Here is an 18,269-nt window from a genome sequence, read left to right on the forward strand (position 1 = left end):
GGAGTGAGTAAATGATCAACAAAAAGGGGATCCACGCCGCTTTCATCGCACTTGCGATGGCGGGCAGTTTCATGACCGCAGCCCCGGCCTTTGCCGCGGGCACGCTGACGGTGTCTTCACCGCAGGATCCGGGAAGCTGGGACCCGGTCGACACCTTCCTCGTCAACTGGGCGTCGGTCGCCACCAACATCTATGACGGCCTGACCTATCGCGGCCCGGACCTGAAGCTCGTGCCCGGCCTTGCCACCGCATGGGAAGAACTCGACGGCGGCAAGCGCCTGCGCTTCACGCTGCGTGAAGGCGTCAAGTTCCACAACGGCGAGCCCTTCAACGCGGAAGCGGTGAAGTTCACCTTCGACCGCCTGCTCGGCGAAGAAGGCTCCAAGGGCCCGCAGAAGTCCAACTATGCCGTGATCGAAAAGGTCGAGATCGTCGACGAAAAGACGGTCGACCTCGTTCTCAAGTCCCCGGATCCGGTGCTTCTCACCAAGCTCGCCGGCTACGGCGCGATGATCGTGCCGCCGAAGTACATAAAGGAGAAGGGCGAAGACTACTTCAACGCCCATCCTGTCGGTACCGGCCCGTTCAAGTTCGTCTCCTACGAGCCGAAGGTCGGCATCAAGCTCGAAGCCTTCGCCGACCATTGGGGCGGCGCGCCGAAGCTTTCCAACCTCAACTACCGCTTCATTTCGGAGCCGGCGACCGCCGTTGCCGAGCTGCAGGCCGGCCGCGTCGATCTCGTCATCCCGCCGACCATTCCGATCGGCATGATCCCGACGATCCAGGGCGACAGCAATCTGGAGATCGTCTCCAGCGCCGGCCCGACGGTCTACGCGCTGCGCTTCAACACCCGCGACGGCATCACCAAGGATCCGAAGGTCCGCAAGGCGCTGATCCTCGGCGTCGACCGCGACACCATCATCCAGTCGATCCTCGCCGGCCAGGCGGACCCGATCGCCAGCTTCCAGGGCAAGCTCTCCTTCGGCTTCGACCCGGCGATGAAGCCGCTTCCCTACGATCCGGAACAGGCAAAGGCGCTGCTGAAGGAAGCCGGTGTTGCACCGGGTGCCTCCGTACAGATCGACGTCCGCGGCAACGACGCGACCTTCAACGAGGTCGTGCAGGCAACCGCAAGCTACCTGCAGCTGATCGGCATCAACGCCACGATCAAGCCGTACGAGACCAACGTTCTGTTGAACGACATCATCCCGGCCGGCAAGACCGGCGCGATGTTCCAGCAGTCCTGGGGCGGCTGGACGCTCGACTATGACAACACCGCCTACTCGATGTACCACTCCGGCGAAAAGTGGAACCCCTACGACAAGGACGCGGAACTCGACAAGCTGCTCGAGTCGCAGCGTTCGATCACCGATCAGGCGAAGCGCGAGGAAATCCTCAAGCAGATCGCCAACTACGCCGCCGACCGCTCGCTCGAGATGCCGCTTTACAACCTCAACGCCATCTTCGGCGTGAGCAAGCGCGTCAAGAATTTCGTGCCGGTGCCGGACAGCCGCCTGCGGCTGACGGATGTGACGGTCGAGTAAAAACAGTGCGGTCCGCCGCCGCTTCGGGGCGGCGGACCATTTTCCTTAAAGGGCGGGTCACTTGGCCGGATTTCTGATCAAACGTTTTCTGCAGGCGGTTTTCGTGGTGTTCGTCGTGACACTGACCGTCTCCTATGCCATCCGGTTCACCGGCGACCCGGCGCTGATGCTGGCGCAGGGTGCGGGCAGCGTCACCGAGGCCGACCTCGTGCGCATCCGCGAGGGCCTCGGCCTCAACCAGCCTTTCCTGGCGCAATATGCCGATTTCATCACGGGCATGTTCAGGCTCGATTTCGGCCGCTCCTTCATGGGCGGAACGCCTGTTTCGCAGCTGATCGCCTCTGCGTTGCCGGCGACCATGCTGCTCGCCTTCGCCTCGCTGATCGTCTCGATCGCAATTTCCATTCCGCTCGGCATTCGCGCCGCCGTCGCCCGCGGCAAATGGGCCGACCAGACGATCCGCATTCTGTCGCTGATCGGGCTTTCCTTCCCGAACTTCTGGCTGGCGATCATGCTGGTGTTGCTGTTCTCGATCGTCCTCAAATGGCTGCCGCCGAGCGGCATGGACGGTTTTGCAAGCTTCATCATGCCGGCGCTGACCATGGGCATCATCCTGACGGCAACCAATGTGCGCCTGGTGCGCACCGCGATGCTGGAAACCTTGCAGTCGCAATACATCATGGTCGCGCGCGCCAAGGGCCTCAGCGAAAGCAAGGTGCTCTACAAGCACGCGCTTCGTAACTGCGCGATCCCGCTGATCACCTATTTCGGCCTGCAGTTCGGCGGCCTGCTTGGCGGCATCGTCGTCGTCGAACTCGTCTTCAACTGGCCGGGCATGGGCACGCTGGCCTTCGATGCGGTCGCTTCCCGCGACTACCCCGTGCTTCAGGCGGTCATCACGGTGCTTTCGCTGATGATCGTGTTCGTCAATCTTCTGGTCGACATCGCCTATGGCCTCGTCGACCCGCGCATCCGGACGGAGTGAGCCGATGACGTCAAAGGCTGCAAACTCCCGCTTCGCCCGTTTCCGCAATCTCGAATTCATCCTCGGTGCGTTGCTCACCGGCGGCATCTGCCTCGCCGTTCTTTTCTCCGGCGTGCTCTTTCCCGGCGGCGTCGACAAGATCGACCTGATGGCGCGGCTGACGCCACCCTTCGTCAACTGGGCGCATCCGCTCGGAACCGACCCGCTCGGTCGTGACGTGCTTGCCCGGGTCGTTGCCGGCGGCAAGATCTCACTGCTCGTCGGCCTGACCTCGGTTGCCGGCGCCGTCGTCGTCGGCGTGGTCATGGGGCTCGTCTCGGGCTACTATCGCGGCTTCTGGGACATGATCGTCATGCGCTTTGCCGACGTTCAGCTCGCGCTCCCCTTCATTCTGCTCGCGATCACCTTCATCGCCATCGTCGGCGGCGGGCTCGGCAACACCATCATCCTGCTGATCGTCTCGCAATGGGTGCAATATGCGCGACTCGTGCGCGGCTCGGTGCTGTCGCTGCGCGAGCGCGAGTTCATCCAGTCGGCTCGCGCCATCGGCGTGCGCGACTACAAGATCCTGTTCCAGCACCTGCTGCCGAACCTGGTCGGCCCGGTGATCGTCCTGATGACGCTCAACGTCGCCAACAACATCCTGCTCGAAAGCAGCCTCACCTTCCTCGGCCTCGGCGTCGATCCGCTGATCCCGAGCTGGGGCGGCATGCTCGCCGACGGCCGTACCTACCTGCAGAACGCCTGGTGGGTCAGCGTCTTCCCGGGCCTTGCGATCCTCTTGACCGTTCTCGGCCTCAATCTTCTCGGCGACTGGCTGCGCGACAGCCTCGACCCAACCGGTAGAACCTCACGATGACGACGATTTTCGAAGGCGCCTTCGAGCGCACGCTCGACACGCTCCTGACCACCTACGGCAAGGAAGCCGCCCGCGGCACCAAGCTCGAAGCCTGGTTGTTCGACGATGCCGCGAGCCGCAAGGCGGCCGAACAGAAGCTCGCAAGCTTTGGCGTCAAGGCGGCGCTCAGGAGCGCCTACAAGCCGCTGCTGCATTTCTTCCTGGAAGAAGTGGATCGCGCAGCCCTCGCGAACGTCATCGTCCGCTATCCCCAGCATGAAGGTGCGCCACAGAACCGCTTCCTGCTCGAGGCCTATCCGCTCGCAGCCCTCCTCGGCGATGCCGAGATCCACTTTGCGGCCGGTAGCGCCAAGGCTTTCACCTACGATGTCGCACTGACCTTCCGTGACGGACGGAAGGAGAGCCACGCGGTCTTTGCCCCGAACCGCATCCACACCGACTTCATCGGCGAAACACTGCTGTCGCCGACGGGCTGGATCCGCCTCGACGAGGGCTGCGACAAACATCGCGAGTGCCACCTCGAGACCGATTACGAGCGGTTGTTTGCCGGTACGATGCAGGCGATCGCCGATCATGCCTGGGGCGACAGCGAGCCCTATTTCGAAGAGCTCAACATCCGCGCGACCCTGCCGATCACCGACTTCCGCCTGCCGGTCGGCGAAGAGGTCATCAGCCTTCGCGAGGCGCTGCACGAGGACTTCTATTTCTCGCTGCTCGAAGTCTTCCAGAAGAAATCCGGACGTCCGCTCGGCGACCGCGGCCTGAAGCCGGGCCAGATCGTGCCGGAGATCGTCTTCGGCGTCGGCAAGCCAACGGTCGCCGTCAAGGCCCGGCCGCTGCAGGCGACCGATGTCGACGGCGAAACCCTGCCGCTTAATACCGCCGAGGCACCGCTGGCGGTGGCGCAGATCCACGCCGAACTCGCCGCGATCGACGGCGAGCCCTTCGAGGCCAAGTCGCGTGCCGGCCGGCCGGTCAAGGCTCGCTACCACAAGGGAACCGACGCCGCTGTGATGATCAGCGGCGGTCAGCACCCGAACGAGACGACCGGCATCGTCGGCGTGCTCCGCGCCGCGCAGGCGCTCGCCACACGTGCCGGCACCCACTTCACCATCTCGCCGCTCGAAAACCCCGACGGCTATGCCGTGCATCAGCGACTGCGCGTCGACAACCCGCTGCACATGCACCATGCCGCCCGATACACCGCCCTCGGCGACGATCTCGAATATCGCACGGGTGCCGCACTCAACGAGCGCGAGATCCGCAAGGAAGCCGAGCGGCTGACGGGCGCGCAGCTGCACGTCAACCTGCACGGCTACCCGTCGCATGAATGGACGCGGCCGCTTTCGGGCTACGTGCCGCGCGGCTTTGCCATGTGGACCCTGCCCAAGGGCTTCTTCCTGATCATGCGTCACCACGCCGAATGGGAAGCGCGCGCCGAACAGCTGATCGCAGACGTCACCGAGCGGCTCGCCGCCGTTCCGGGCCTCATCGCCTATAACGACGCCCAGATCGCACTTTACGAGACCCATGCCGGCGAAACCGGCTTCCGGATCATCAACGGCTTCCCCTGCATGATCTCGGTCGACGACCGCCATACGGCGCCGCTGACGCTGATCACCGAGTATCCCGACGAGACCATCTACGGCGATGCCTTCATCGCCGGCCACGAGGCGCAGAAGGAAACGGTGCTCGCGGCCTATGACGCATTCCAGCGGATCATGGCCATCGCCTGACCGCCACCATCGACCGGCCTATGACCGGTCCGTGCCGCTGCGTGCCCTTGCGCAGCGGCACATCCTTGGCTCCCAAACCTCTCCCTGATCGCGCACGCACCTGCGGTCGCTCGGCCTTGCTTCATAGCGGCGGCGACGCGCCGGGGGCAGTGGTGTCAACACTGCCGCGGAAAAAGCGATAGCCAGCGATTTTCCTGGGTAAAAATGCAATCATGGGTAGGAAAACCGTCACACTCCCCGTTGACGGGCCTACAGGAATGCCTGAGAGGGCAATCCTATGGGATCATTGGGATATTTCCCATCTGATCTCGGGGCAACACGACATCATTATATCGCGGGGGCGAAATTTAGATGAAGCTGCTGAAAAGCGCTCAACAATCATTGATTGAGGGGATCTCCAACCGTCAGTTCGTCAGACTGGCAAACAGCACGAGTGCATTGAAGGGTCACAAGCATCGCATCGCGATGAACGACAACGACGCCATCATGACGCTGACGGATGGCAAAAACGAACTGCATATCTGCCGCCGCGATCGGCTTTGGCTCTACAAGCGCGGCATCGATGCGCGCATGGCCCAACTGACGCGCTCATACCTGCTGCACCACATCACCGAACCGCTTGAAGGGGCCTTCATCGATTGCGGCGCGAATGTGGGCGAACTCGGCAGCTTTAGCCGCAGCAAGGGGCTGGAGTACCACGCCTTCGAGCCCGAGAACCTCGAGGCCGATTGCTGCGATCTCAATAATTTCGACGGCGCGCGAGGGACGAACCGCTTTGGGCTCTGGTCGCATGATGGCGAACTGACCTTCTATTCGAAACCTTCGACCGCCGATGGCTCGCTGTTCGAAACCGATGAATACGTCGATCAATTCAAGATCAAGGTGCGCAGCCTCGACAGCTTCGCCGCCGAGGTCGGCTTGAAGAAGATCGCCATCCTGAAGATCGAAGCCGAAGGCGCCGAGCCTGAGATTTTGACCGGCGCACGCGAAATGCTGAAGTCGACCGCCTATGTCACGGTCGACTGCGGCTTTGAAAAGGGCGTCAACAAGGAGAGCACTCTGGTTCCCGTCTTCAACATCCTGATCGATGCGGGCTTCGAGGCCGTCGACTGGAACCCGCAGCGCGTGACCGCGCTGTTCAAGGCCAAATCGCGCTGATCACGCTTTGATGAACGGTCTCGCGCGGCAGCCCACACGGCGCTGCCGCGCAAGGCTACTTTACTGGCCCTCTTCCGATCGCCGCTCCGCGAATGCGCGGGAATTCTCTCCGTCCCATCCGAACACGGTAAGCATCACCCGCGCTGCATTGCCGGGCTCCCGCCCTCGCCGCTAAAAAGGCAGGAAAGGCCGCAACGTTGTTGCAATCCTCGTCCACCAGACGTGAACGAGACACGCCTATCGGATTCGGAGATATTCAATGCGCCTGCTCCTTGTCGAGGATGAGCTGGAAATGGCGGCCGCGCTCAGCGCCGCACTTAGCCGCTATGACATGATCCTCGACCATGCACCGTCGATGGACCATGCAATGGCGGCCCTGGCCAACCAGGTTCACGACGGCATCATCCTCGACCGGCAACTGCCGGACGGCGACGGCCTGTCGCTGATCCCTCGGGTGCGCGCGCTGCGATCGGGTATCCCGGTGATCGTGCTGACGGCGCGCAGCGCCATCGACGAACGGGTCCGGGGGCTCGACATGGGCGCCGACGACTATCTCGCCAAGCCGTTTGCCGTGGAGGAACTGCTGGCGCGCATCCGTGCCCTGATGCGGCGTTCGCCGGATATTGCACCGATCACCGCCCGCATCGGCCAGCTGATCTTCGATTTCGAAGGCAGACAGGCCCGCGTCGACGGCCGGGTGCTGGACCTGCCGCGGCGGGAGCTCCTGGTACTGGAGGCATTGGCGCGCCGGCAGGGGCGCACGGTGCAGCGCTCGACGCTGGAAGAATCCGTCTATGGCTATGACGACGAAATCCAATCCAACTCTCTCGACGCGCATGTTTCGCGGTTGCGCCGGAAGCTCTCGGAAACCGGTGCCGGCGTCGAAATTCACAGCATCCGCGGCGTCGGCTACCTTCTGAGACCCACTCCATGACAAACGTTGCCACCAACTCGCTGAAGAAACGGCTGATCTGGCAGATCCTGACCTTTCAGGTGCTGCTGCTGATGGCGGTCATCGCCGGTTTCATGGCCTTGCTGACGCGCGCCGATCTCGGCGGCAAGTTCCTCGATGCCGATGCCGCATCGATCGCAGCCGGGGCAATCCGGCCGGATCCCGCCGGTGGATTGACGCTGGTGGAGACGCCGCAACTGCTTGCCATGCGGGCCGAGTCCCCCGACTTCTGGTTCGTCGCGCGGAACGAACGCGGCGAGATGATCCGCAGCGGGCCCGTGCCGGACGCCTATCGCAGCATCGGCGAGCACCTCGACCGCATTGCCTTTGGCGATATGCGCGACAGCATCGAGCCCTATACCCTCTCGTCGATCGTGCGCTCGGTAACCACGGACAGCGGAACCTACACGGTGCTTGCCGGCGGCGGGCGGCTCTGGAGCGCGTCCTTCGCCGTGTTCATCCTGGCCAACCTGCTGCTGCTGCCGATCGTCCTGATCGTGGTGCTGATCCCGGCCTTCGCAATTCCGATCATTGTGAGGCGCGCCTTTGCGGGCCTCGCCGAGGTGGTCGACCAGGCCAAGACGATCGATGTCGACCGCCGCGGCGCTCGGCTGCCCGATCATCGCATTCCCGGCGAAGTGCGGCCGCTCGTCGAGGCCTTCAACGGCGCGCTGCAGCGGCTCGATGAAGGCTACGAGCGCCGCCAGCGCTTCATCCTCGATGCCGCGCACGAGCTTCGGACCCCGGTTGCGATCCTGCATACGCGCCTGGAAAGCATGGAGGCCGGCCCGCTCCGCAACCGCCTACTGATCGATTCCAATCGCATTGCCGGCCTTGCGGAACAGTTGCTCGACCTCGAACGCATCGATCGCGACGGCACGGATTTCTCCACGCTCGACCTGGTATCGCTCTGCCGCGACGTGACGGCCGACCTTGCTCCGCTGGCGCTTTCGGCCGGTTGCGAGCTTTCCTTTGCACCGGGCATCGAGCGCGTCATCGTGCGCGGCGATACCGGCGCCATCGAGCGGGCGGTCACCAATCTCGTGCGCAACGCCATCGAACATGCCGGCGGCCTGATCACGATCCGGGTGGAGCGCGGCGGCGTGATCGAGGTTACCGACGAAGGCCCCGGCATTCCGGAAAGGGAACGCGCGCGGATTTTCGAGCCCTTCCACCGCCTGCAGCCGCGAGACCATGGCGCCGGCCTCGGCCTGCATCTGGTCAGCGAAATCATCGGCCGCCACAAGGGCCATATCTCCGTTGTCGACGATCCCGCCGGCGGCGCCTGCTTCCGGATCACCTTGCCGACCGGCTAGGTCATGTCCGGGGGCTTATGGTTAACAGACAACTAACAACAAAATCAGCAACTTAGACAAGTTGCGCAATGTTGATGCAATCCGCGAGGCCGACAAAGGCGGTGTACCGTCCAAACATGGCCATCTCGCCCCAAAGGTGAAGCGCGCATGGGAGGACGCAAGCGCCACCAAGGCGCGTTTCCTATGCACGGAGCAAGAAAATGCGGCAGTCCAGCAAGCTTTCCATCTGGTCGGGTCTTACCCTCCTCGCCCTCTGCGGCGCACAATCGTCCCGGGCGGCTGATTTCTCCGCCCCCACCTATCAGGACCCGCCAGCCTTCAGCTGGAGCGGCGCCTATGTCGGTGCCCATGGCGGCCTTGGCTTTACCGGCAGCCCCAACCCGTTCGCCGACCGCAACGGCGTCGCACTCGGCGTCCAGGCCGGCTACAACATGCAGGCCGGCCCCGGCATCGTCGGCGCGGAAATCGAAGGCTCCTACCTCGGCGACACCGAGCACAAGGTCAATGGCGGCAAGCTCAAGGAGAAATGGCGCGGCGCGATCAAGGCGAAGGCGGGTCTCACCTTCGACCAGACGCTGGTCTACGGCACAGCAGGCTATGCCATGACCAGCTACAAGAAGGGCGGCGACGTGCGTAACGACGTCGGCTTCAAGGGCGGCTATCTGCTCGGCGCCGGCGTGGAGCAGGCCTTTGCCGGCGGCCTCTCCGCCAAGCTCGAATACAACTACATCACGACGCCGGATGTCCGCACCCACACGAGCTCAGGCTCCAGCGAGAAGGACATCAACAGCCACGTCATCAAGGCCGGCATCAACATGCGTTTCTGAGGGGTCAGACGGTTTGCGGCGGCGCTGCAACGTTCCTCCCCGTAGCGCCCCGACAGATCGATGCCCCTGCCCTGATCACTCCGCCGCTTCCCGCGCCGATCGCTCGGGCGTCGCCAGCCGACGCCAGATCGGCGCCAGGGCGGCGGCGATCTCGCCGTAAAGCGCAAAGCGCCTGTCGTAATGCGCGGCAAGTGCCGGGTTCGGCCGGTAGTGGCGCTCGGTCTTGACCATCGCCGCCGCACCAGCGGAGATGTCGGCGAAAAGGCCGATGCCGGCGCCTGCCGTGATCGCCGCACCGAGTGCGCCGGTCTCGCGCGAACGGGCGACCGTGACCGGCACGTCGAGCACGTCGGCGAAGATCTGCGGCCAGATCAGGCTGCGCGATCCGCCACCCGAAAGCACAGCTTCATCGAAGCGCGCGCCGGCGGCGCGCAACGCCGCGATATGCTGGCGATGGCCGAAGGCGACGCCTTCAAGCACGGCGCGGACCAGATGCCCCTTGCCGTGCCAGCCGGCAACGCCGTAGAAGCCCGCGCGCGCGTTGCCGTCCTGCTGCGCGCCATAGAGGAACGGATGATAAAGCGGATCATCCGCGGCCGGCGTGATCTCGGCCGCCAACTGGCAGCAGAGATCGAAGGGCGACCGGCCGTCCTTGCCGTCATGCGGGAAGAGTTCGCGCACCAGCCATTCGAGATTGGCGGCAGACGTCGCACTCGCCTCGATCGCCATGTAGCGCTCACGGTCGAAGGTCGAAGACATGAAGAGCGGGCGCGAAAGATCCGGCTGATCGATGATCACCTGGTTGATGCTCCAGGTGCCGGCGATGATCGAGGCCGCACCGGTGCGGGTGACGCCTGAACCGATCGCCGAGGCGACCACGTCGAAGAGCCCACCGACGACGGGTGTGCCGGCAGCCAGACCCGTCTGCGCCGCCGCTTCTTCGGTGACGCGTCCGACGATATCGGCGCTTTCGGCGAGATCGGGGAGCAGCGCCATGTCGTCGCCGAGGCCATAGGCCTTCATCAATCCCGCATCGTAGCGCCGACCGGCAACATCGAGCAGACCCGCGCCGCTCATGTCCGAGACGTCGCTGACGCGCGCGCCGGTCAGGCGATTGACGACGAAGTCCTTGCAGAGAAATACCGTGCCGATCCTTGCAAACTGCTCCGGCCGATGGCGCTTCAGCCAGGCAAGCAAGGTCGGCGTCTGGGATGGCCAGGGCTTCTGTCCGGCGATCGGATAGGTTCGCTCGCCGACACCTGCGGCCTGCCACTCTTCGACGAGGCCAGCGGCGCGCGTATCGAGCGACTGGATGCCGACAAGCGGTTCCCCGTCTCGATCGAGCGCATAAAGTCCGTTGCCGTGCCCGGCGCAACCGATCGCGGCGATCTCGCTGGCATCGATGCCGGCGCGCTCGATGCAGGCGCGGATCACCACCTTGGCATGGCTCCACAGTTCGCCGAGCCCACGCTCGACGTGGCCGGGCATCGGCACGTGGCTGTGTCCTTCTTCCGCAGCCATCGCGATCTCGTTGCCGTCGCGATCGAAAAGTACCGTCTTGATTACGGTGTTCCCGGCATCGATCCCGAGCAGATATTTACCCATTGTCGAACCCCTCCCAAGGTCCATAATTCCTTTGCCGGAACGCCGCCGGTGTCCTCACAGCGGCAGCGTTCCTCTTGCCCCGGAGCATCGCTCATGAAGCGGTTCCGGTTGAGCGATTTCAACCGCGCTGGTAGAGCGCGTAGGCTTCTTCGCCGCTGACATCCTCATGGATGATCGCCATCAGGCCGCGCACGACGGCGCTCGGGTTGGCGTGCTGGTAGATGTTGCGCCCATAGACCATGCCCATTGCGCCCTGGCGCATCAAGGCCGCCGACTTGTCAAAGACGTTGCGCAGATCCTCCTTGCCGCCGCCGCGCACCAGAACCGGGCAGCGCGCCGCCTCGACGACCCGGTGGAAATCTTCGGCATTGGTGGTCGGATCCGCCTTGACGATGTCGGCACCCATTTCGCGCGCAAGCCGGGTCAAAGTCACGATCTTCTCGGCGTCGCCATCGACCATGTAGCCGCCATGCTCGGTGACCGGCTGCATCACCAGCGGCTCGATCATCAACGGCATGCCGTACTTGTCGCAATCGGCCCGCACGCGCGAGATGTTGGCGACGCATTGGCGGAAGAGATCGGGCTCGTCCGGCAGCATGAACAGGTTGACGACGACGCAGGCCGCATCCATCGCCAGCGCGCCGATCAACGGTTCGGCTTCGTTCTGCAGAACGGCCCACATGTGCCGGTGGCGGATGCGGTTATAGGGATTGCCCATGTCGAGGCGCATGACCAGCGCCGGCTTGTCCTTGCCCGGCACCTCCTGCAACAGATCCGACTGGCCATAGTTCATCTGGATCGCATCCGGTGCGGCCGCAACCAAGGCCTTGACCACGGCGGACATGTCTTCCAGCCCGTTCAGGAAGGACGGTTCGTTGCAGACGCCGTGGTCGATCGCCACGTCGAGGCAACGTCCACCGCCGAACAGACGGTTCATCCGGACCTTGCTGTTGTTTCGCATAATGCACTCCTTTGTTCGTTCCGTACGGATAGGGTTTCCTCGTCGACGCCATGGCGCTCGGCGAGAAGGGTAAGAAATCGCTTACGCTCGGCAGCGATACGTGGCGGCGACCATTGCTTTTCGATGGTGAGCAGAGCGAGCACCGCGTCCACTATGTCGAGCGAGAGCGCGCCGGTGATTGCAAGCGTCGTGCGGCGCAGCAAAAGGTCGTCGAGGTGTTCAGCGGCTTCGCTGCGGATCAGATATTGCAGCTCACGCGCGGAGTAATCCGGGTGCGGCAAGGCATGGTCGGCACCGCCAGCGATGAAATCGGCGACATCGCGCGCGCCCGTTCCATAGCGGACAAAAAGCACGCGCAAGCGCTCCCGCGAAAGCCCGGTGGCTGCTGCAACACCATCGATCCACCGGTCGCGATCGGCGGGATAGTGCTGCCCGCCACCGATGGCGCGCTCGCCCGTACTCACCCGGCGCTGCCGTCCAAGCCGTTCCAGGGTGAGGTCCGCCGCCATTTCGCCGAAGGAGCGGAATGTCGTCCATTTGCCGCCGATCATGCAGAGCACCGGCGGGCCGCCGTCGGCGACCTCCACGAAGGTGCAGAAATGGTCGCGCGGGATGCGTCCGGTAAAGCTGTCCTGGCTTGCCGGCAGCGGCCGGACACCCGAAAACTGGAAGACCACCTCTTCCGGCCGGATCCGGATATCGGGCAGGACGAAGGCGAGCGACTGCAGGATGTAGTCACGCTCGTCGACTTCACAGCGCACGGTTTCCGGATCATCGACGCGAATGTCCGTCGAGCCCACCAGCACCTTGCCGAGATAGGGAAAGAGGATGCAGATCCGCCCATCCTCGTTCTCGTAGTAGATCATGTGGCCATCGAGCGCAGCCATGAGCTTGGCATTGTCGATGATCAGATGCGAACCCTTGGTGCCGCCCATCAGCGGCGCCGGCTTTGAGGTCGAGGGAAACAGCGCGCCGTTGGCGATGTCGATCCAGCCGCCGGTGGCGTTGATGATGAGGCCGGGCTCGATCGCAGCGACCGCGCCGGTGACACCGTCCTTCAGTTCGTAGCGTCCGGATGCCGCCAGCGTCAGTTCCGTGTAGTTCAACGCCTGGGCGTGAGAACCGGCGGCAAGGCCGTCCTTCAAGAGCTCGATGCCGAGACGCTCCGGCTGGCTGACCCAGGCGTCGTAATAGGTGGCGGAACTCTTGATATCAGGGTTGAGCGCCGGCCAGCGGGCAAGCGTGGCGCGCCGGCCGCGAAAGGCGTGCTTGGGCATCAGCGCCCGCTTGCGCGTCAGGAAATCGTAGATGCCGAGGCCCATCTTGACGGCGATGGCACCGCGGCGGCTCGGCCGACGGGTAAGCCCCAGGAAGCGCACCGCGCCATTGGCAAGCCCGGAGAAGATATCGAAGATCGGCACGGTGGTCGGCAGCGGCGCCACGTAATGCGGCGCGTTCTTCAGCAGCCGGTCGCGCTCGACCAGCGATTCCCGGACCAGGCTGAACTCGCCATTTTCGAGATAGCGAAGCCCGCCATGCACCATGCGCGACAGTGCCGCACTGGCGCCGGAACAGTAGTCGTACTTCTCGACGAGCAGCACGTTCACCCCTTGCAGCGCCAGTTCGCGAAAGACGCTGAGGCCGTTGATGCCGCCGCCGAGGACGCACACGTCCACCTTCGGGCTCTTGGCGAGCCCGTTGAAAATCTCTTCCCGGTTCATGATGGCAGTCCGTTAGCTGTCCATGTTGACGAGCGTCGCCGCGATCGCCGCGTCGATCCCCTTGAGATCGTCTTGATCGAGCCGGATCGTCCCGGCCCGTGCATTATCGAGTGCCTGCGCCGGATTGCGTGCCCCGCAGAGCGCGAAAGTCACGCCCTCTTGGCAGAGCGTCCAGGCAATGACGATCTGGGCGATCGTCGCGCCATGCTTCTCCGCGACCGGCCGGATCGCCCTAGCGAAGACCGCGACCTTTTCGCGGTTGCCGACCGAGAAGCGTGGGTTGTCGCGCCGCTGGTCGTCGCCCGAGAACACCCGCTCCGGTCCGATGCCCCCGGATAGAAGGCCGAGCGCCAGCGAGGAGTAGCTCAGCGTCGCAACACCGTTGCGCCGCGTCAGCGGCAAAAGCTCCGCCTCGATCTCGCGATCGATCATGCTGAAGCGCTCCTGGATGGCATCGAGCCCGCCGATCGCGATGTACTGTTCCAACTCGCCGCGCCCGACATTGCTGGCGCCGATCGCCTTGATCTTGCCGGCCTGGCGCAGCTCTTCGAGTGCAGCCATCGTTTCCTCGATCGGCGTCGTCGGATCCTGCCAGTGGGTGATGTAGAGGTCGATGTAATCAGTGCCGAGCCGCTTCAGGCTCTGCTCGACTTCATGGTGGATGGCATCGCGGCCGAGGTAGCGATGCACCGGCTTTCCGTCCTGATCGAAGAAGTGCCGCCCCTTGTCCGTATGCCAGACGAGGCCGCATTTCGTGGCGATGATTACCTTGTCGCGACGACCGACCAAAGCCTTGCCGACGATTTCTTCGGAGCGGCCGAGGCCATAGGCCGGTGCCGTGTCGATCAGCGTCACGCCGGCGTCGAGCGAGGCCTGGATCGCTGCGATCGATTCCCGCTCGTCCGTTCCGCCCCACATCCAGCCGCCGATCGCCCAGGTGCCGAGCCCGACGGCCGAAGCCTTCACGCCCGACCGGCCGATCTCCCGCATCAATTGATCCCCGCTCATGCCAGAAGTCCCTTTTCTTGTGCCATGGCGAGCACGCGCTCGCCGGTCGCCTCGTCCGTCACCAGCGTGTCGAGGTGGTGCCCCCGCATGACGCTGAGGATCGGCCCGGCCTTGTTCGGTCCGCTCGCCACGCCGATCTTCGTCGGGATCGAGGCGAATTCCTCGAGCGTCAACGACACCAGCGAACGGTTGAGGCTATAGTCACAGACCTGGCCCTTATCATCGAGCAGATGGGCGAGCAGCTCGCAGCTTGCGCCAGAGCGCTCGATCGCCGCCCGGTCCGTGCTCGAGGACGGATGCAGGTCGTAGTAACTGGAGTCATCCGACAGGATCGAGCCGATACCGACCACCGCGACCTTCGCCTCGCGCGCCCTGCCGAAAACATCGGCGACCGAGCGCATATTGATCAGCATCGCCCGTTCGGCGGCACTGTCGGCAAAGAGCGGCGCGTGGATCTGAAAGGAGCGGCCGCCGAGCCGGTCGGCCAGCATCGTCGAGACGTGGTTGACGTCGGTATAGTGCTTGCCCTGGACGCAGCCGGTTCCCGGGATCACCTCCACATCGAAGCGGCGCGGCGCCTGCAATCCTGCGACCACGGCGCTGACGCCCTTGCCGCCGGTGATGCAGATGGTGTCGCCGTCGCCGATCTCTTCGAGCAGCAGTCTCGCCGCCGCCTCGCCGACCGCCTGGAGCGCGGTCTGCTGGTTGTCGGAAACCGTCGGCACCACGATCGCCCGGCGGATGCCACCGATCGAAAGCAACTGCTCCTCCATGTCGACCAGCGGCTCGATCGGCGACTTGATCTTGATCTCGACGAGACCGAGCTGACGGCCGCGCTTGATCAGCCGGTTGACAGTCGGCTGCGAGATGCCGAGGCGATCGGCGATCTGCGACTGGGTCAGCCCTTCGAGGAAATGCAGCACCAGCGCCTGGTGCATCTGTCTTGCGACGACGAGCTCTTCGCGCGCGCCTGAAACCGGGGACAGGGTGGGTTTGGCAATCGGCATGATCAGGCGGCCTTCCGCTTGTGCAGCAAGTGATCGATCGAAACGGCGGCCAACAGAATGCAGCCTTTGATCATGTCCTGCCAATAGACGGACACATCAAGCAGGATCAACGAGCTGGTGACGACCGAAAGCAGGGCCATGCCGAGGATCGCGCCGAGGATGGTGCCGGAGCCGCCGTTGAGCGAGGCGCCACCGATAACGGCCGCGGCGATGATGTTGAGCTCCATGCCCACACCGAAGGTCGGCGTCGCCGCCCCGAAGCGCGACATGTAGATGACGCCGGCGACGCCGGCGAGCGTCGAGCAGAGCACCGTCACCCAGAACTTCACCTGCTTGGTCCTGATGCCGGAATAGAGCGCCGCCTTCTCGTTGCTGCCGGTGTAGAACACCTTGCGGAAGGCAGTGGCCCGCCGCAGCAGGAAGTCGAACAGGATGACGACGGCGACGAAGATCAGGATGACATAGGGGACACCGTGAAAGGTGCCCTGCCCCACCGCCTTGAAGGAGGCCGGCAGCGTGAACAGCGACAGCGGCGTACCCTTGGTGATGACGAGGCAGAGGCCGCGCACGATCACCATCGCCGCCAGCGACGTGATGAAATGGTTGAGCCCGACCACGGTGACGAAGAAGCCCATGATCATGCCGATCACGCTGCTGGCGAGGATACCGACCAGCGACGCCGTCCAGGGATCGACACCGGCGAGGAACAGCGAGCCGGCCAGCACCATGGCAAAGCAGACGACCGAGCCGACCGCCAGATCGATGCCGCCGACGATCAACAGGATCGTCATGCCGACGACGACGATGCCTTCGACCGAAAAGCTCATCAACATGGCGCGCATATTGCCGAAGGTGAGGAAATGCGGCGAGGCGAAGCTCATGACAAGCCCGAGCGCCAGGATGATCGCGATCAGCCCGGCCTCGCGCATCGTGCCGATGCGTTTCCAGGCGGGCGCCTGCCTTGCGGTTGCAACCATCGTATCCACTGCCATTTCCGCCTCCCCGGCTCTTTCCGTTCTTTCAGGCGACATGGGCTGTCCTGCCTGTTGCGGTTCCATCCGCCTGCGTCACGCCCGACGCCAGGCGGATCACCGCCTCCTCGCTCATCTCAGTGTCGTCGAGTTCACCGGCAATCGCCCCTTCGCGGATGACAAGCACACGGTCGCAAAGCCCGAGCAGTTCCGGCAACTCCGACGAAATGACCACAATACCGATGCCGGTTTCCGCAAGCTCGCGCAGCAGCCGGTGAATTTCGGATTTCGCGCCGACATCGATACCGCGCGTCGGCTCGTCCATCAGGATGACCTCAGGCCGGACCGCCAGCTGCTTGGCGATTGCCACCTTCTGCTGGTTGCCGCCCGAGAGCGACGACACCGGCATCTCGATGCCGCCCATGCGCACACCGAGCCGTCGCACGAAATCGCGGGCGAGATCGGCTTCGGCCCTTGCGTTCAAGAGACCGAGCGGCCCGGTCAGCGTCTTCAGGTCGAGCACGGAAATGTTCTGGGCGATCGACAGCTCGGTGAAGACGCCGGATCCCTTGCGATCCTCGGAGAGATAGACGATGCCGGCGTTGACCGCATCGCGGTAGTTGCCGATGCGCTGGACTTTTCCGCGCAGCGCAACGTCGCCTCTCGACCTCGCCCGAAGACCGCAGATCGCCTCGGCGATCTCGGTGCGACCGGAGCCGATCAGACCGCCGATGCCGAGGATTTCGCCGCGCTTGAGCTCGAACGAAACATTGTCGATCCGCTCGCCGTCACTCAAGTTGCGGACCGAAAGAATGGTCTCGCCCGAGCGGGCTTCCGGCGCCTGTTTTTGCGGATAGAGCTGACTGATTTCGCGGCCGACCATGCGGCGCACCACGTCGTCGGGCGTCACGTCGGCGATCTTTTCGGTGACCACGTGGCGACCGTCGCGAAACACCGTGACGCGATCGCAGAGCGAAAAGATCTCCGCCATGCGGTGGCTGATATAGATGATCGAAATGCCCGCGGCCTTGAGGTCGCGGATGATGCCGAACAGCGCCTGGGCCTCGGCTTCCGTCAGCGCCGCGGTCGGCTCGTCGAGGATCAGCACGCGGCAGTCGAGCGTCAGCGCCTTGGCGATCTCGACGAGCTGCTGGCTGGAAATGGCAAGGTCGGCGACCTTGCGGCGGACGTCGATCGGCGCCAGCCGGTTCATCACGACCTGAGCTTCGCGTTCGAGCGCGCCGTAATTCATCAGCGGCGAACGCCGGCGGTTGGTGGCCGCCATGAACATGTTTTCCGCCACCGTCGCATCCGGGCAGAGCGCGATTTCCTGGTGGACGAGGCCGATGCCGAGCGTCTGGGCAATCGCCGGCGAGGCGATCTTCACGGGCGCTCCATCCACCAGCACCTCGCCGTCATTCGGCTGCAGCACACCGGCAATGATGTTCATCAGCGTGGATTTGCCTGCGCCGTTTTCGCCGCAGAGTGCGTGGATCTCTCCCCGCTCGAGGCGAAAATCCACCTCCGTCAGCGCCTTCACCGCACCGAAATGCTTGGTGACGCGCCGGACCTCCAGAACCGGTTGTGCTGTCATGCTGTCCTCCACCCGCAGTCCTGGC

General features: G+C 64.1%; 15 protein-coding genes. 8 read left to right on the forward strand and 7 right to left on the reverse strand.

The genetic code is table 11. From position 1 onward, the window contains the following. Positions 1 to 56 precede the first annotated feature (56 nt). The 8 genes from OKW20_RS08480 (at position 57) to OKW20_RS08515 (ending at position 9,377) form a co-directional block, all read left to right on the forward strand. Positions 57 to 1,544: an ABC transporter substrate-binding protein gene (locus OKW20_RS08480; protein ID WP_429172298.1), complete on the forward strand. Its 1,488-nt coding sequence runs from the start codon at positions 57 to 59 to the stop codon at positions 1,542 to 1,544. A 61-nt stretch (positions 1,545 to 1,605) separates the two neighbouring features. Next, positions 1,606 to 2,529, forward strand: coding sequence for an ABC transporter permease (locus OKW20_RS08485; protein ID WP_043622640.1), 924 nt, complete (start codon positions 1,606 to 1,608; stop codon positions 2,527 to 2,529). 4 nt (positions 2,530 to 2,533) lie between these two features. Continuing rightward, on the forward strand, positions 2,534 to 3,388 hold the full coding sequence (locus tag OKW20_RS08490; protein WP_429115732.1) for an ABC transporter permease: 855 nt from the start codon (positions 2,534 to 2,536) through the stop codon (positions 3,386 to 3,388). Continuing rightward, on the forward strand, positions 3,385 to 5,124 hold the full coding sequence (locus OKW20_RS08495; RefSeq protein WP_429171479.1) for a M14 family metallopeptidase: 1,740 nt from the start codon (positions 3,385 to 3,387) through the stop codon (positions 5,122 to 5,124). Before OKW20_RS08490 ends, OKW20_RS08495 begins: the two co-directional genes overlap by 4 nt. A 351-nt stretch (positions 5,125 to 5,475) precedes the next feature. Then, complete coding sequence (locus OKW20_RS08500; protein ID WP_429171481.1) at positions 5,476 to 6,282, forward strand: FkbM family methyltransferase; 807 nt, start codon at positions 5,476 to 5,478, stop codon at positions 6,280 to 6,282. A 259-nt stretch (positions 6,283 to 6,541) separates the two neighbouring features. Continuing rightward, a complete protein-coding gene (locus OKW20_RS08505; protein ID WP_429171483.1) occupies positions 6,542 to 7,216 on the forward strand; it encodes a response regulator transcription factor in 675 nt (224 codons plus the stop codon). Then, a complete protein-coding gene (locus OKW20_RS08510; RefSeq protein ID WP_429171485.1) occupies positions 7,213 to 8,550 on the forward strand; it encodes a sensor histidine kinase in 1,338 nt (445 codons plus the stop codon). Before OKW20_RS08505 ends, OKW20_RS08510 begins: the two co-directional genes overlap by 4 nt. Before the next feature lie 200 nt (positions 8,551 to 8,750). Next, on the forward strand, positions 8,751 to 9,377 hold the full coding sequence (locus tag OKW20_RS08515) for an outer membrane protein (RefSeq protein WP_043622629.1): 627 nt from the start codon (positions 8,751 to 8,753) through the stop codon (positions 9,375 to 9,377). 75 nt (positions 9,378 to 9,452) lie between these two features. Here the strand turns inward: OKW20_RS08515 and OKW20_RS08520 are convergent, their stop codons facing one another. The 7 genes from OKW20_RS08520 to OKW20_RS08550 all read right to left on the reverse strand — a co-directional run bounded on the left by OKW20_RS08520 (position 9,453) and on the right by OKW20_RS08550 (position 18,244). Then, positions 9,453 to 10,982, reverse strand: coding sequence for an FGGY-family carbohydrate kinase (locus OKW20_RS08520; protein ID WP_429171487.1), 1,530 nt, complete (start codon positions 10,980 to 10,982; stop codon positions 9,453 to 9,455). Between the two features lie 118 nt (positions 10,983 to 11,100). Next, a complete protein-coding gene (locus OKW20_RS08525; RefSeq protein WP_429171489.1) occupies positions 11,101 to 11,943 on the reverse strand; it encodes a class I fructose-bisphosphate aldolase in 843 nt (280 codons plus the stop codon). Further along, positions 11,916 to 13,664: a glycerol-3-phosphate dehydrogenase/oxidase gene (locus tag OKW20_RS08530; protein ID WP_429171491.1), complete on the reverse strand. Its 1,749-nt coding sequence runs from the start codon at positions 13,662 to 13,664 to the stop codon at positions 11,916 to 11,918. Before OKW20_RS08530 ends, OKW20_RS08525 begins: the two co-directional genes overlap by 28 nt. Before the next feature lie 12 nt (positions 13,665 to 13,676). Then, positions 13,677 to 14,672, reverse strand: coding sequence for an aldo/keto reductase (locus OKW20_RS08535; protein ID WP_429171493.1), 996 nt, complete (start codon positions 14,670 to 14,672; stop codon positions 13,677 to 13,679). Continuing rightward, positions 14,669 to 15,679: a sugar-binding transcriptional regulator gene (locus tag OKW20_RS08540; protein ID WP_429171495.1), complete on the reverse strand. Its 1,011-nt coding sequence runs from the start codon at positions 15,677 to 15,679 to the stop codon at positions 14,669 to 14,671. The genes OKW20_RS08535 and OKW20_RS08540 overlap by 4 nt, the downstream gene beginning before the upstream one ends. Before the next feature lie 2 nt (positions 15,680 to 15,681). Next, positions 15,682 to 16,671: an ABC transporter permease gene (locus tag OKW20_RS08545; protein WP_429171497.1), complete on the reverse strand. Its 990-nt coding sequence runs from the start codon at positions 16,669 to 16,671 to the stop codon at positions 15,682 to 15,684. A 28-nt stretch (positions 16,672 to 16,699) separates the two neighbouring features. Continuing rightward, complete coding sequence (locus tag OKW20_RS08550; RefSeq protein ID WP_429171499.1) at positions 16,700 to 18,244, reverse strand: sugar ABC transporter ATP-binding protein; 1,545 nt, start codon at positions 18,242 to 18,244, stop codon at positions 16,700 to 16,702. Between the last annotated feature and the right edge of the window lie 25 nt (positions 18,245 to 18,269).

Source organism: Ensifer sp. LBL, assembly GCF_050435225.1.
Taxonomy (GTDB): Bacteria; Pseudomonadota; Alphaproteobacteria; order Rhizobiales; family Rhizobiaceae; genus Ensifer.